At 70.9% G+C, this 14,911-nt stretch carries 11 protein-coding genes and 1 pseudogene; 11 read left to right on the top strand and 1 reads right to left on the bottom strand.

The genetic code is table 11. The features are described 5' to 3' along the window. The first annotated feature begins 32 nt into the window (after window positions 1-32). The 11 genes and pseudogenes from uvrC (at window position 33) to pgi (ending at window position 12,483) form a co-directional block, all read left to right on the top strand. Window positions 33-2,117 carry an excinuclease ABC subunit UvrC gene (uvrC, locus tag AC4OXY_RS16215; RefSeq protein WP_356021309.1) on the top strand — a complete coding sequence of 695 codons (2,085 nt, stop codon included), beginning with the start codon at window positions 33-35 and terminating at the stop codon, window positions 2,115-2,117. Beyond that, window positions 2,114-3,133, top strand: coding sequence for an RNase adapter RapZ (gene rapZ / locus AC4OXY_RS16210; protein ID WP_356021311.1), 1,020 nt, complete (start codon window positions 2,114-2,116; stop codon window positions 3,131-3,133). The genes uvrC and rapZ overlap by 4 nt, the downstream gene beginning before the upstream one ends. Continuing rightward, window positions 3,130-4,197, top strand: a complete 1,068-nt coding sequence (locus tag AC4OXY_RS16205; protein ID WP_376290820.1) for a gluconeogenesis factor YvcK family protein — start codon at window positions 3,130-3,132, stop codon at window positions 4,195-4,197. The genes rapZ and AC4OXY_RS16205 overlap by 4 nt, the downstream gene beginning before the upstream one ends. Continuing rightward, window positions 4,188-5,177, top strand: a complete 990-nt coding sequence (gene whiA, locus AC4OXY_RS16200; protein ID WP_356021315.1) for a DNA-binding protein WhiA — start codon at window positions 4,188-4,190, stop codon at window positions 5,175-5,177. The genes AC4OXY_RS16205 and whiA overlap by 10 nt, the downstream gene beginning before the upstream one ends. Before the next feature lie 200 nt (window positions 5,178-5,377). After that, window positions 5,378-5,835: pseudogene (locus AC4OXY_RS16195) on the top strand (hypothetical protein); the annotation flags it as partial. Window positions 5,836-6,554: 719 nt separating this feature from the next. Continuing rightward, complete coding sequence (gene gap, locus AC4OXY_RS16190; RefSeq protein WP_071381538.1) at window positions 6,555-7,562, top strand: type I glyceraldehyde-3-phosphate dehydrogenase; 1,008 nt, start codon at window positions 6,555-6,557, stop codon at window positions 7,560-7,562. A 134-nt stretch (window positions 7,563-7,696) separates the two neighbouring features. Then, complete coding sequence (locus AC4OXY_RS16185; protein WP_491994117.1) at window positions 7,697-8,908, top strand: phosphoglycerate kinase; 1,212 nt, start codon at window positions 7,697-7,699, stop codon at window positions 8,906-8,908. Window positions 8,909-8,914: 6 nt separating this feature from the next. Further along, window positions 8,915-9,691 (top strand): triose-phosphate isomerase, encoded by a 777-nt coding sequence (gene tpiA, locus AC4OXY_RS16180; protein ID WP_362819017.1) that lies wholly within the window; start codon window positions 8,915-8,917, stop codon window positions 9,689-9,691. A gap of 122 nt (window positions 9,692-9,813) precedes the next feature. Beyond that, window positions 9,814-10,050, top strand: coding sequence for a preprotein translocase subunit SecG (gene secG / locus AC4OXY_RS16175; RefSeq protein WP_356021321.1), 237 nt, complete (start codon window positions 9,814-9,816; stop codon window positions 10,048-10,050). A gap of 227 nt (window positions 10,051-10,277) precedes the next feature. After that, window positions 10,278-10,613, top strand: a complete 336-nt coding sequence (locus tag AC4OXY_RS16170; RefSeq protein WP_003976875.1) for an RNA polymerase-binding protein RbpA — start codon at window positions 10,278-10,280, stop codon at window positions 10,611-10,613. A 217-nt stretch (window positions 10,614-10,830) separates the two neighbouring features. Next, window positions 10,831-12,483: a glucose-6-phosphate isomerase gene (pgi, locus tag AC4OXY_RS16165; RefSeq protein ID WP_356021324.1), complete on the top strand. Its 1,653-nt coding sequence runs from the start codon at window positions 10,831-10,833 to the stop codon at window positions 12,481-12,483. Window positions 12,484-12,625: 142 nt separating this feature from the next. Here the strand turns inward: pgi and AC4OXY_RS16160 are convergent, their stop codons facing one another. Then, window positions 12,626-14,908 (bottom strand): FtsX-like permease family protein, encoded by a 2,283-nt coding sequence (locus tag AC4OXY_RS16160; RefSeq protein WP_491994608.1) that lies wholly within the window; start codon window positions 14,906-14,908, stop codon window positions 12,626-12,628. Window positions 14,909-14,911 lie beyond the last annotated feature (3 nt).

Below are 14,911 nucleotides of genomic sequence, written 5' to 3'. Positions count from 1 at the left end.
CGGTGTCGGCGCTCGCCAGTAGGGTGTGAGACATGGCCGACCCCTCCAGCTACCGCCCCAGGCCGGGTGAGATCCCGGACTCTCCGGGGGTGTACAGGTTCCGTGACGAGCACCGCCGGGTGATCTACGTCGGAAAGGCGAAAAGCCTGCGCCAGCGCCTGGCGAACTACTTCCAGGACCTGGCGAACCTGCACCCGCGCACCCGGACGATGGTGACCACCGCCGCGTCCGTGGAGTGGACCGTGGTGTCCACGGAAGTCGAGGCGCTCCAGCTGGAGTACTCCTGGATCAAGGAGTACGACCCCCGGTTCAACGTCAAGTACCGCGACGACAAGAGCTATCCGTACCTCGCGGTGACGATGAACGAGGAGTTCCCGCGTGTGCAGGTGATGCGCGGTCACAAGAAGAAGGGCGTGCGGTACTTCGGGCCCTACGGGCACGCGTGGGCCATCCGGGACACCGTCGACCTGCTGCTGCGCGTCTTCCCGGTGCGCACCTGCTCGGCCGGTGTCTTCAAGAACGCCGAACGCACCGGCCGGCCGTGCCTGCTCGGCTACATCGGCAAATGCTCGGCACCCTGTGTCGACCGGATCAGCCCCGAGGAGCACCGGGAGCTGGCCGAGGAGTTCTGCGACTTCATGGCGGGCCGCACGGGCACGTACCTCCGCCGCCTGGAGAAGCAGATGATGACGGCGGCCGAGGAGATGGAGTACGAGCGGGCCGCCCGGCTGCGCGACGACATCGAGGCCCTGAAGAAGGCCATGGAGAAGAGCGCGGTCGTGCTCGCCGACGCGACCGACGCCGACCTCATCGCCGTCGCGGAGGACGAGCTGGAGGCGGCCGTGCAGATCTTCCACGTGCGCGGGGGCCGGGTGCGCGGCCAGCGCGGCTGGGTGACCGACAAGGTCGAGGACGTCACCACCGCGGCCCTCGTCGAGCACGCGCTCCAGCAGCTGTACGGCGAGGAGACCGGGGACGCGGTCCCCAAGGAGGTCCTGGTCCCGGCGCTGCCCGAGCCCGTCGCACCGGTCCAGGAATGGCTGGCCGGCCGCCGCGGCTCGAACGTGTCGCTGCGCATCCCGCAGCGTGGCGACAAGAAGGCGCTCATGGAGACCGTGCAGCGCAACGCCCAGCAGGCCCTGGCGCTGCACAAGACCAAGCGCGCCTCCGACCTGACCACACGCTCGCGTGCCCTGGAGGAGATCGCCGAGGCCCTCGACCTGGACAGCGCCCCGCTCCGGATCGAGTGCTACGACATCTCGCACCTCCAGGGGGACGACGTGGTCGCCTCCATGGTCGTCTTCGAGGACGGCCTCCAGCGCAAGAGCGAGTACCGCCGCTTCCAGATCAAGGGCTTCGCGGGCCAGGACGACGTCCGCTCCATGCACGAGGTGATCAGCCGGCGCTTCAGGCGCTACCTCGCCGAGAAGGAGAAGACGGGGGAGTGGTCCGACGGCGAGGAGGCCGCCGCCGACGGGTCTCTCCCCACCGGTGCGGACGAGATCACCGACTCTCTCAAGGACGACGACGGCCGGCCCAAGAAGTTCGCCTACCCGCCGCAGCTCGTCGTCGTCGACGGTGGCCAGCCGCAGGTCGCGGCGGCCCGGCGCGCCCTCGACGAGCTGGGGATCGACGACATCGCCGTCTGCGGCCTCGCCAAGCGCCTGGAGGAGGTCTGGGTGCCGGGCGAGGACGACCCGGTGGTCCTGCCTCGCACCAGCGAGGGCCTCTATCTCCTCCAGCGCGTACGGGACGAGGCCCACCGCTTCGCGATCACCTACCAGCGCGTCAAGCGGGCCAAGCGCTTCCGCGCCGGCCCCCTGGACGACGTGCCCGGCCTCGGCGAAACCCGCAAACAGGCGCTCATCAAGCATTTCGGCTCGGTGAAGAAGCTCCGGTCCGCCACAATCGAACAGATCCAGGAGGTGCCCGGGATAGGCCGGAAGACGGCCGAGACCATCGCCGCGGCCCTCGCCCAGGCGGCCCCGGCCGCACCCGCCGTGAACACGGCGACCGGAGAGATCATTGAAGACGAGGAACCCGACACGACGGGCGGTTCCTCGGGGGAGCCCGCGATCGCGGGTCTCCCGGACGAACGACGGGGGCAGGAGACATGACCGAGCACGAGACACACCCCACGCCCGAGCGAGATCGGGCGCACAAGGAAGCGGGCCGGGACCGGCCACAGCCCGCGGCGGGCGATCAGCACGCGGTCCAGGAAAACGGAGCACAGGTGAGTACGGACGTCACGGCGGCCGCGGCCCCCGAAGCGGCCATCCCCGAACTGGTGATCATCTCCGGCATGTCCGGAGCGGGCCGGTCGACGGCCGCGAAGTGTCTGGAGGACCTCGGCTGGTTCGTCGTGGACAACCTCCCGCCCGCCCTCATCCCCACCATGGTGGAGCTGGGTGCCCGCTCGCAGGGCAACGTGGCGCGGATCGCGGTCGTCGTGGACGTGCGCGGCCGGCGCTTCTTCGACAACCTCCGCGAGTCCCTCGCGGACCTGGACACCCGGGGCGTCACCCGGCGCATCGTGTTCCTGGAGTCCTCCGACGAGGCGCTGGTGCGCCGCTTCGAGTCGGTGCGCCGCCCGCATCCGCTCCAGGGCGACGGCCGCATCGTGGACGGCATCGCCGCCGAGCGAGAGCTGCTGCGCGAGCTGCGCGGGGACGCCGACCTGGTGATCGACACCTCCAGCCTCAACGTGCACGAGCTGCGCGCCAAGATGGACGCCCAGTTCGCCGGCGAGGAGGAGCCCGAGCTGCGGGCCACCGTCATGTCGTTCGGCTTCAAGTACGGTCTGCCGGTCGACGCCGACCTGGTCGCGGACATGCGGTTCCTGCCCAACCCGCACTGGGTCCCCGAGCTGCGCCCGTACTCGGGCCTCAACGAGGAGGTCGCCGCCTACGTCTTCAACCAGCCCGGCGCCAAGGAGTTCCTCGACCGCTACGCCGAGCTGCTGCGCCTCATCGCGGCCGGCTACCGGCGCGAGGGCAAGCGGTATGTGACCATCGCCATCGGCTGTACCGGCGGCAAGCATCGCTCGGTGGCGATGTCGGAGAAGCTCGCCGCGCGCCTCGCGGCCGAGGGCGTGGAGACGGTGATCGTGCACCGGGACATGGGACGGGAATGACGGAACGTACACCGCGGCTGAGCAGACTGCGCCGGATGGTGCCCGAGTCGCGCACCGGCCGCCCGGCCGAGTCGCGCGGCGCCCGGCCCCGCCGCCGGGGCGCCCAGCCCAAGGTCGTCGCGCTCGGCGGCGGCATGGGCCTGTCCGCCTCGCTCGCCGCACTGCGCCGGATCACCGGCGACCTCACCGCCGTCGTCACCGTGGCCGACGACGGCGGCTCCAGCGGTCGGCTGCGTGACGAGCTGGGCGTGCTCCCGCCCGGCGATCTGCGCAAGGCGCTGGCCGCGCTCTGCGGTGACGACGACTGGGGCCAGACCTGGGCCCGGGTCATCCAGCACCGCTTCCAGTCCCAGGGCGACCTGCACGAGCACGCGGTCGGCAATCTGCTGATCGTCGCCCTGTGGGAGCAGCTCGGCGACCATGTGCAGGCCCTGGACCTGGTCGGCAAGCTGCTCGGCGCACACGGCCGCGTGCTGCCCATGTCGGCCGTGCCGCTGGAGCTCCAGGCCCTGGTCAAGGGGCACGACCCGGAGCGCCCGGACGACGTGGACACCGTGCGCGGGCAGGCGACGGTCGCGCTCACGCCCGGGGAGGTGCAGTCGGTGCACGTCGTGCCGAACGACCCGCCGGCCGTGCCCGAGGCCGTGGCGGCGGTCCAGGACGCCGACTGGGTGGTGCTCGGCCCCGGTTCCTGGTTCTCCTCGGTGATCCCGCACCTGCTCGTCCCCGAGCTGCTGGACGCCCTCACCGAGACCAAGGCGCGCAAGGTGCTCTCCTTGAACCTCGCTCCGCAGCCGGGAGAAACCGAGGGCTTCTCCCCGCAGCGTCATTTGGAGGTTTTGGGGCGACACGCCCCTAAACTCGCCCTGGACGTGGTGCTGGCCGACGAGGCCGCCGTACCCGATCGCGACTTGCTCACCGAGGCCGCCAAGCGGCTGGGGGCCGCGGTCGAGCTGGCGCCCGTGGCCCGGGCCGACGGTTCACCGCGGCACGACCCGGAGCTGTTGGCCGCCGCGTACGACCGTATTTTTCGGATGCATGGAAGGATCGGCCCATGGCGATGACGGCAGCGGTGAAGGACGAGATCTCCCGGCTCCCCGTCACCCGGACCTGTTGCAGGAAGGCGGAGGTCTCCGCCATTCTGCGGTTCGCCGGCGGCCTTCACCTGGTGAGCGGGCGCATCGTGATCGAGGCGGAGCTGGACACCGCGATGGCGGCTCGCCGCCTCAAGCGGGACATCCTGGAGATCTTCGGCCACAGTTCCGAGCTGATCGTGATGGCGCCCGGCGGACTGCGCCGCGGCTCGCGCTATGTCGTACGGGTCGTCGCGGGCGGTGACCAGCTGGCCCGCCAGACCGGTCTGGTCGACGGCCGGGGCCGCCCGATCCGGGGTCTGCCTCCGCAGGTGGTCTCCGGGGCCACCTGCGACGCGGAGGCGGCCTGGCGTGGGGCCTTCCTGGCGCACGGCTCGCTGACCGAGCCCGGCCGTTCCTCCTCCCTGGAGGTGACCTGCCCGGGTCCGGAGGCCGCGCTCGCGCTGGTCGGCGCCGCCCGCCGGCTGTCGATCGCCGCGAAGGCCCGTGAGGTGCGGGGCGTGGACCGGGTGGTCGTACGCGACGGTGACGCGATCGGCGCGCTGCTGACCCGGCTCGGCGCGCACGAGTCGGTGCTGGCCTGGGAGGAGCGCCGGATGCGCCGCGAGGTGCGGGCCACGGCGAACCGGCTCGCCAACTTCGACGACGCCAACCTGCGCCGCTCGGCCCGCGCCGCCGTGGCAGCGGGGGCGCGAGTGCAGCGGGCCCTGGAGATCCTCGGCGAGGAGGTGCCCGAGCACCTCGCGGCCGCCGGCCGGCTGCGCATGGAGCACAAGCAGGCCTCGCTGGAGGAGCTGGGCGCGCTCGCCGACCCGCCGCTGACCAAGGACGCGGTCGCGGGCCGGATCCGCCGCCTGTTGGCGATGGCCGACAAGCGCGCCGCCGACCTGGGCATCCCGAGCACGGAGGCCAACCTCAGCGAGGAGCTGGCGGACAACCTGGCCGGCTGACCGGCGCACGCTCAACACGCCGGTGCCGGGCTCCAGTCGAGACCCCGGCACCGGCTTTTTCACACCCACCGACCCGTACGAAACCGCCCCTCGTGAAGTGCCATGACCCTGACGAGTTTGTTCGCCGTCATGGCGGGCCATCGCGGGTCACCGTCGTCCCGGCGAAGGAGCCGGCAAGGAGCAGGACGTCAACGGTGACGAAGTGGGGCTACGACGACGAGGATTCGTCCCCGGACCCCGCAAGTGAGACCTGCCAGGGCGACGACCTCTGCAAGGCGCTCGTCGGCACGCCCGGCGATCCGGCGATCCAGTCATCCCCGGCGCCGTTCCCAGGTCCCCTCGGCGCTGCACACCACCGACGGCGAGGCGGACGGGCACGCCTCCGACGCCAACGGCGTCGCGATGTTCACTACGTCCGCTTCGCGCTCTCCGTCGCCGAGTCCGCCGTACAACCGGACCGGCCGTCCTCCGCGGTCGGTCTGAGCGCCGCCGACTTTGCCCCGGCCGCGTTCCCCACGGCGTACGCCCAGGGCGCGCGTCGGCGGCGGCGAGGGCGATCTGTCCTTCGACGAGTACCGGGCCACGGTGCGGGACGTCCTTCCGGGCGACCGGGTGGGTGTGGTTCACGGGGGAGAGCGGCGACGGGCGGAAGGTCTCCAGAGCGCACGGCCCCGGCAGTGCCGTCAGCTCAGGCTTCACTCCTTGGAGTGGCGGTGGCGCATCCGTGCGGGCAGCGATGCCTACGTTCGTTTTCCCGGCGCGTGAGCCCCTGAAGGCGCCACCCCGGCCGGCGTCCAACTGCCGCTGTAGCAGAGGGGATTGACCGCACCCCGCACCCGCACGCGCTCGACGCCTGCAAGGGCCTCACCCCCACTGACGACCTCACCGGTGTCAGCGCCGCCGGCGAGACGTCGCCGGGCGCCCGGCACGTTGCCGGACCGCCCGTCGGCAGCCCGGCCGCGTGGAAGGAGCGGACGCGTACCGGGCGCTGTTCCGGACGTAGGCGGCGGTGCTCGGGGCGTGAGGGTCGCCACGTTGACAGATCTCGCTCGCCTTGTTCCAACAGGTGAGCGGGAGTCCTCTCAACGGTGCGCAATCGTGCCCCACGAGGGCGCTGATCAAGTGAGCCGACCCGCTCACGAACGAGTGAAGTCGGAGTAAAAATCGCCCGGCATTTCATATCAAATACGGGCGAAACCCCAGTCGATCCGAGGCGGTCCGTACCTCTACTGGCGGGTACGGAACGCCTGCCCGTGTATGGGGCATCTCGATGTCACCCCAGGGCTTCCAGGGAGGTAGGGTCGGTGGTGGTCGGGGACATCCCAAACAGAGCTCGCCGGCACCGCATGGCCGGCGTACCAACGAGGAGATCGGTTCGTGACGATCCGCGTAGGCATCAACGGCTTCGGCCGCATCGGGCGTAACTACTTCCGCGCGCTGCTGGAGCAGGGTGCCGACATCGAGGTTGTGGCTGTCAACGACCTGGGTGACACGGCGACCACCGCGCACCTGCTCAAGTACGACACGATCCTGGGCCGCCTCAAGGCAGAGGTCTCCCACACCGCCGACACCATCACCGTGGACGGCCACACCATCAAGGTGCTCTCCGAGCGCAACCCGGCCGACATCCCCTGGGGCGAGCTGGGCGTCGACATCGTCATCGAGTCGACCGGCATCTTCACCAAGAAGGAAGACGCCGCCAAGCACATCGCCGGCGGCGCGAAGAAGGTCCTCATCTCGGCCCCGGCCAAGGACGAGGACATCACCATCGTGATGGGCGTCAACCAGGACAAGTACGACCCGGCGAACCACCACGTCATCTCCAACGCCTCCTGCACCACCAACTGTGTGGCCCCGATGGCGAAGGTCCTCGACGAGAACTTCGGCATCGTCAAGGGTCTGATGACCACGGTGCACGCGTACACGAACGACCAGCGCATCCTGGACTTCCCGCACAAGGACCTGCGCCGCGCCCGTGCCGCCGCCGAGAACATCATCCCGACCACCACCGGTGCCGCCAAGGCCACCGCCCTGGTGCTCCCGCAGCTCAAGGGCAAGCTGGACGGCATCGCCATGCGCGTCCCGGTCCCGACCGGCTCGGTGACCGACCTGGTCGTCGAGCTCGGCCGCGAGGTCACCAAGGAAGAGGTCAACGCCGCCTTCCAGAAGGCCGCCGAGGGCGAGCTGAAGGGCCTCCTCGACTACACCGAGGACCCGATCGTCTCCTCCGACATCGTCAACGCCCCGGCGTCCTGCACCTTCGACTCCTCCCTGACCATGGTCCAGGAGGGCAAGAACGTGAAGGTCATCGGCTGGTACGACAACGAGTGGGGCTACTCCAACCGCCTCGTGGACCTCACGGTCTTCGTCGGCAACCAGCTCTGATCGTCGAAGCACACCTTGAAGTGAGAGCAGGGCCCGGGCAGCGCAGGGACGCGCTGCCCGGGCCCTGCTCTCACGCCCGGACCGCGTCCTTTTACGATCAGGTGCACCACGAGCCCTCCTTTGGAGTCCACTCAATGAAGACGATCGACGAACTTCTCGCCGCCGGCGTGAGCGGCAAGCGGGTCTTCGTCCGCGCCGACCTCAACGTGCCGCTGGACGGCGTGACCATCACCGACGACGGCCGTATCCGAGCCGTCCTGCCCACCATCAAGGCCCTTGCCGAGGCCGGCGCCAAGGTGGTCGTCGCCTCGCACCTGGGCCGGCCCAAGGGCGCACCGGACCCCGCCTTCTCGCTGCTGCCCGCCGCCGAACGCCTCGGCGAGCTGCTCGGCGCCCCGGTCGCCTTCGCCCAGGACACCGTCGGCCCCGCCGCCCACGACGCGGTCGACGGCCTCCAGCCCGGCCAGGTCGCGGTCATCGAGAACCTGCGCTTCAACCCCGGCGAGACGTCCAAGGACGACGCCGAGCGCGACGCCTTCGCGGACCAGCTGGCCGCCCTCGCCGACGCCTACGTCGGTGACGGCTTCGGCGCCGTGCACCGTAAGCACGCCTCGGTCTACGACCTGCCGGCGAAGCTGCCGCACTACGCCGGCTACCTCATCGCCACCGAGGTCGGCGTCCTGAAGAAGCTCACCGAGGACGTCAGGCGCCCCTACGTCGTCGCGCTCGGCGGCGCCAAGGTCTCCGACAAGCTCGCCGTCATCGACGAGCTCCTCGGCAAGGCCGACCGCCTGCTCATCGGCGGCGGCATGGCGTACACCTTCCTCAAGGCCAAGGGCCACGAGGTCGGCATCTCCCTCCTCCAGGAGGACCAGATCCCGGTCGTCACGGAGTACATGGAGCGCGCCGAGAAGAACGGCGTCGAGCTGGTGCTCCCCGTCGACGTCCTCGTCTCGCCGGAGTTCCCGGACCTGAAGACGAAGGCCCCGGCCAACTCCACCACCGTCGCCGCGGACGCCATCCCCGCCGACCAGGAGGGCCTGGACATCGGTCCGGAGACCCGCAAGCTCTACGCCTCGAAGCTCGCCGACGCGGCCACCGTCTTCTGGAACGGCCCCATGGGCGTCTTCGAGCACCCCGACTACGCCGAGGGCACCAGGGCGGTCGCCCAGGCCCTCGTCGAGTCCAAGGGCTTCACCGTCGTCGGCGGTGGTGACTCCGCCGCGGCCGTGCGTACGCTCGGCTTCGACGAGAACGCGTTCGGCCACATCTCGACCGGTGGCGGCGCCTCCCTCGAATACCTTGAGGGCAAGACGCTCCCCGGCCTCGCCGCACTGGAGGACTGACCCCGTATGACCACCCGCACGCCGCTGATGGCGGGCAACTGGAAGATGAACCTCAACCACCTGGAGGCCATCGCACACGTCCAGAAGCTCGCTTTCGCCCTGGCCGACAAGGACTACGAGGCCGTCGAGGTCGCCGTCCTGCCGCCCTTCACCGACCTGCGCTCCGTGCAGACTCTGGTCGACGGCGACAAGCTCAAGATCAAGTACGGTGCCCAGGACATCTCGCAGCACGACTCCGGTGCCTACACCGGCGAGATCTCCGGCCCGATGCTGTCCAAGCTGAAGTGCACGTACGTGGTCATCGGCCACTCCGAGCGCCGTCAGTACCACGACGAGACCGACGACGTCGTCAACGCCAAGGTCAAGGCCGCCTACAAGCACGGCCTCACCCCGATCCTGTGCGTCGGCGAGGAGCTGGACGTCCGTGAGGCGGGCAACCACGTCACCCACACCCTCGCCCAGCTGGAGGGCGGTCTGAAGGACGTCACGGCCGAGCAGGCCGAGACGATCGTGGTCGCCTACGAGCCCGTGTGGGCCATCGGCACCGGCAAGGTCTGCGGCTCGCAGGACGCGCAGGAGGTCTGCGCCGCCATCCGCGCCAAGCTCGCCGAGCTCTACTCGCAGGACGTGGCCGACAAGATCCGCATCCAGTACGGCGGTTCCGTGAAGTCGGGCAACGTCGCCGAGATCATGGCGCAGGCCGACATCGACGGAGCCCTGGTCGGCGGTGCCTCGCTGGACGCCGACGAGTTCGTCAAGATCGTGCGCTTCCGCGATCAGTGACACCCGCTGTGAGTAGGCGGTAGCGGCGATACGTCGTACCCTTGCGGGGGCACAGCCGGTGCGCTGTGCCCCCGTCGTCCCTCCGAAGTCGTCCATCCGTATCCGAGGAAGTTGGTCCAGCCGTGGTTTTGGGGTTCTCGATCGCCCTGATCGTCTTCAGCCTGCTGCTGATGCTGCTGGTGCTGATGCACAAGGGGAAGGGCGGCGGCCTCTCCGACATGTTCGGTGGCGGCATGCAGTCCTCCGTCGGCGGCTCCTCGGTCGCCGAGCGCAACCTCGACCGGATCACCATCGTGGTCGGCGTGTGCTGGTTCGCGTGCATCATCGTCCTCGGCATGCTGATGAAGTCGAACAGCTGACGCGTCCGTGCGCCCGCGCACAGCACACACATCACGCCTATTCGGCAGGTAAGGCCCCATGTTCGGTACGCGCTCCTGAGCGCGGCCTATCATGGGGCTTGCGTCTTGGTGTGGGGCTTGTAACTCCAATCACTGGACGCGCGTTGGGCCTTACGTAGACTGAGGCGCTCGCAGCGAAGCGGAACGCCGACTCGCTTCGCGGCACCATCACGCAGGGAGTTACGACCGTGGCAAGTGGCAACGCGATCCGAGGAAGCCGGGTCGGGGCGGGGCCGATGGGCGAGGCCGAGCGTGGCGAGTCCGCGCCCCGTCTGCGCATCTCCTTCTGGTGCTCCAACGGACACGAGACGCAGCCGAGCTTCGCCAGCGACGCGCAGGTTCCCGAGACTTGGGACTGCCCGCGCTGCGGCTTCCCCGCCGGCCAGGACCGGGACAATCCGCCGGACCCGCCCCGCACCGAGCCCTACAAGACGCACCTCGCCTATGTGCGGGAGCGGCGCAGCGACGCGGACGGCGAGGCGATCCTCGCCGAGGCGCTCGCCAAACTGCGGGGCGAGATCTAGGCATTGCGACCGGCCGGGCACCTGCGCTGGTGCCGGGCCGGAGCTGCCTCCTCCCGCTCTGCCTCCTCCTGTGCCGTCTGTACGCGGTACGGACACCGGTGCGTCGTACGGACGTACCTGTTGTTGACCGTGCGGACAGCGTTGTGTCCGCTCGTCCCATGTCCTGATCAACTAGGTTGGGACGCGACAGGTGCAGGAAAGAAGGCTGAGGTCGGAAATGAACGCAGACGGCCGGACCAGGCTCAACCAGACGCCCGAGTGGACGGCTCTCGCCAAGCACCGGGAGGAGCTGGCCGACACCCATCTCAGGGAGCTGTTCGCCGCGGAACCCGGGCGCGGTGCGGGATACACGCTCCAGGTCGGAGATCTGTACGTCGACTACTCGAAGCACCTGGTCACCGACGAGACGCTGCGGCTGCTGCGCGAGCTGGCCGACGCCACGGACGTCTTCGGCCTGCGGGACGCCATGTTCCGGGGCGAGAAGATCAACGTCACCGAGGACCGTGCCGTGCTGCACACCGCGCTGCGCGCCCCGCGCGACGCGGTGATCGAGGTCGACGGCGAGAACGTCGTCCCCAAGGTGCACGCCGTCCTCGACAAGATGAGCGACTTCGCCGACCGCGTCCGCTCCGGCGCGTGGACCGGCCACACCGGCAAGCGCATCAAGAACGTGGTCAACGTCGGCATCGGCGGCTCCGACCTCGGCCCCGCGATGGCCTACGAGGTGCTGCGCAGCTTCACCGACCGTGATCTCACGGTCCGCTTCGTCTCCAACGTGGACGGCGCCGACCTGCACGAGGCCACCCGCGACCTCGACCCCGCCGAGACGCTGTTCGTCATCGCCTCCAAGACCTTCACCACGATCGAGACGATCACCAACGCCACCTCCGCCCGCAGCTGGCTGGTGGCCGCGCTCGGTGACGATGCGGCGGTGGCCAAGCACTTCGTCGCCCTGTCGACCAATGCCGGGAAGGTCGCCGAGTTCGGCATCGACACGGCCAACATGTTCGAGTTCTGGGACTGGGTCGGCGGCCGTTACTCGTACGACTCCGCGATCGGCCTGTCCCTGATGATCGCGATCGGCCCGGACCGCTTCCGCGAGATGCTCGACGGCTTCCACCTGGTCGACGAGCACTTCCGCACCGCCCCCGCCGAGACCAACGTGCCACTGCTGCTGGGCCTGTTGGGCATCTGGTACGACAACTTCCACGACGCCCAGTCGCACGCCGTCCTGCCCTACAGCCACTACCTCTCGCGGTTCACCGCGTATCTCCAGCAGCTGGACATGGAGTCCAACGGCAAGTACGTGGCGCGCGACGGCAAGGAGGTGGAGTGGCAGACCGGGCCGGTGGTGTGGGGCACGCCGGGCACCAACGGGCAGCACGCCTACTACCAGTTGATCCACCAGGGCACGAAGCTGATCCCGGCGGACTTCATCGGCTTCGCCGAGCCGGTGGCCGAGCTGAGCGGTGAACTCCGGGCGCAGCACGACCTGCTGATGGCCAACTTCTTCGCCCAGACCCAGGCCCTCGCCTTCGGCAAGACCGCCGAGGAGGTCCGCGCGGAGGGGGTGGCCGAGGAACTGGTCGCGCACAAGACCTTCCAGGGCAACCGGCCGACCACGACCATCCTGGCCCGGGCACTCACCCCGTCCGTCCTCGGCCAGCTCGTCGCCCTCTACGAGCACAAGGTCTTCGTGCAGGGCGCGGTGTGGAACATCGACTCCTTCGACCAGTGGGGCGTGGAGCTGGGCAAGGTCCTCGCCAAGCGCGTCGAGCCCGCCCTGACCGAGGGCGCGGAGGTGCCGGGCCTGGACGCCTCGACCAAGGCCCTGGTCGCCAAGTACCGCGCCCTGCGCGGCCGCAGCTGACCGGCGTACAGCCGGCAGGCACACACAGCTGAACCGGCTACACACAGCCGACCCGGTACGCACGGGAGCCGACCGCGCCGCGGTCGCCCGGCTCCCGTGCGCCCCCGGTGATCGCCGGGTCCGCGCAGGGCCGGGCGCCGGCTCAGGCCACCGCGCTCAGCGTGTCCGCGAGTCGTCGGCGTGCCGTGCGGGTGGCGGGGAGTGCGGCGAGTCCGGCTGCTCCCAGGACGGTGGCCGTGCCCAGCGCGAGCAGCAGTCCGGGGGAGGGAAAGCGGGCGATCCCCGCGCCGATTCCGCTGGAGGCGCCCTGGGCGTCGATGAGCCGGCGGGCCAGTGGCAGGCCGAGGGCCGTGGCGGTGAGCGTCGCGGCCAGGGCCGTGGCGCTCGTGGCCGTGACGGTGATCGCGGTGATCTGCCGCGGGGACATGCCGATCGCCTTGAAGGCGAGCACGTCGCGCTCGCCCTCGCGGACGCTGCCGCCGATCGCGGTCAGCAGTTCCACCAGCCCGATGAGGGCGAGTACGGCGATCAGCCCGGCGACGACCGCGCGCAGCGGGGATAGCCCGTCGGCCGGGTTGGTCACGGCGTGCACGTCCAGGTGGCCCCGGCCGGCGGCGGTGAGCGCGGCGGCCACCCGGTGCGGGTCGGCGTCCGGGCGCAGCCGCAGCTCGTAGAAGGCCGGGGCCAGTTGCGGGTCGTTCTCGCGGAGGGTGTCCAGGGAGGCCGTCACGACCCGGCCGGCGTTCTGCGGTTCGATGCTGCGGCCGACGATGTGCAGGATCTGCGGCCGGTCGCCGACCGTCATCCGTACCCAGTCGCCGACCCGCGCGTGCAGCAGGTCCAGCAGCCCCTGCCCGGCCACCGCCTCGTCCGGTCCGTGCGCGGCCCGGCCCTCGGCGAGGGCGTAGGGGTAGGGGCGGGCGTCGGTGCCGAGACCGCGCAGGGCGATGGTCGCGGTCTGCCCGGGTACCAGCGCGGCCAGTTCGACGCCCGGATAGACGGCGGCGACGCGGGAGTCGCCGGCCAGCAGGGACCGCAGGTCCGCCGGCGCCGGTGTGCCGTCCGTGCGGACCGTGAGCGAGGTGGGCAGACCGACCCGGGCCGGGTCGGTGTGGAACCGGTCGATCGTGGTCCATGCGCTGAGCGCCACCACGATCAGCAGCAACGGCAGGGTGAGACGGGCCACGGTGGTCAGCGAGCGTCCGCGCCCTGTCAGCAGCTTGTGAAAGCCGAGGACCAGCGCGGCCGGCAGACGCATTCCGAGCGCCCGCCGGGCCGGGCCGGTGAGCCGTCCGCCTGTCGCCGCGGCCGGGCGCGGCACCGGGACCGGCGGCACCCGTCCGGCCCGCCAGGCCGCGAGGCCCGTGGTCAGGCCGATGAACAGCACCGCGCCGAGGGGCACCGCCAACAGCGCCATGGCGTGTCCGGGCAGCCCCTGCCACACGCCCACGGCGTCGCCGAGCCGCCCGGGGATCCGGCTGCCCAGCGTCCGGGTGAGGGCGGCGGCGGCCACGGCGCCGAGCAGGGCGTAGGCGAGGTGCTGGAGCAGGAAGATCCGGACGACCTGGCCGGGGGTGAAGCCGATCGCCTTCAGCACCGACAGGTCGCGCAGATGGCCACGGATCCGGGTGGCGATCGCCCCGTGCACGGCGAGTCCGGCGGCGATCAGCGCGCCGAGTCCGAACAGGCCGAGCACCTGCCCGAGCAGGCGGTTGTCCCCCTGTGCCGCGGCGCGGGCCTGCTGCCAGGTGGAGACCTCGCCGACCGCGCCCGCGCCCAGCACGGTGACGGCGCGCTGCACCGCGTAGTCCGTGTCGGCCGGATCGCCGAGCCGCAGCCCGATGACCTGGCCGCCGGGCGCCCGCAGCGCGGCCGGCCGGGCCCAGACCAGGCCCGGCTGCTCGCCGGGGCTGTAGGACGGCTCGGCGCTGTCGGCGATGCCCTCGACGGTCAGGGTGCGACGGGTGCCGGGCAGCGTGAGGGTGTCTCCGGGCTCGGCCAGCAGGGCACGGGCGAGGCCGCTCTCCAGCACCACGCCGTCCGGCTCGGCCGGATCCAGCCAGTGTCCGGCGGTGAGCAGCGGCCGGCCGACGGAGGGCAGCTGCGCGGTGCCGCGCAGCTCCACGGAGGCACGGGCGCCGCGCGAGGCGACGGTGACGGACTCGGTGCGATAGGGGCCGGCGACGGACGCGACGCCGTCCAGCCGGGCGAGCCTGCCGGTGTCCGCGGACGACGCGGTGTGGATCCACACGTGCGCCCCGCGCGCCTCGGCGAAGGTCCGCTGCCAGGGGTTGGTCGCATAGCCGAACAGGGCGGCGGCCAGCAGCAGCGAGGCGACGATGCCGGCGGTGGCCAGCACGAGGAACAGCGCCTCGCCGCGATGCGTCCGCAGGTCGGAGTGCGCCCAGCGCAGGGTGGCCCGCACGTC

The sequence above is a fragment of the Streptomyces sp. HUAS MG56 genome (assembly GCF_058673395.1).
This window is presented reverse-complemented; position numbering and strand designations above follow the sequence as displayed.

What these genes read in the sequence shown, in the direction of transcription:
- rapZ (WP_356021311.1), top strand. Translation starts at nt 2,114, where the DNA reads ATGACCGAGCACGAGACACACCCCACGCCCGAGCGAGATCGGGCGCAC.
- AC4OXY_RS16205 (WP_376290820.1), top strand. Translation starts at nt 3,130, where the DNA reads ATGACGGAACGTACACCGCGGCTGAGCAGACTGCGCCGGATGGTGCCC.
- AC4OXY_RS16185 (WP_491994117.1), top strand. Translation starts at nt 7,697, where the DNA reads ATGAAGACGATCGACGAACTTCTCGCCGCCGGCGTGAGCGGCAAGCGG.
- pgi (WP_356021324.1), top strand. Translation starts at nt 10,831, where the DNA reads ATGAACGCAGACGGCCGGACCAGGCTCAACCAGACGCCCGAGTGGACG.
- whiA (WP_356021315.1), top strand. Translation starts at nt 4,188, where the DNA reads ATGGCGATGACGGCAGCGGTGAAGGACGAGATCTCCCGGCTCCCCGTC.
- uvrC (WP_356021309.1), top strand. Translation starts at nt 33, where the DNA reads ATGGCCGACCCCTCCAGCTACCGCCCCAGGCCGGGTGAGATCCCGGAC.
- tpiA (WP_362819017.1), top strand. Translation starts at nt 8,915, where the DNA reads ATGACCACCCGCACGCCGCTGATGGCGGGCAACTGGAAGATGAACCTC.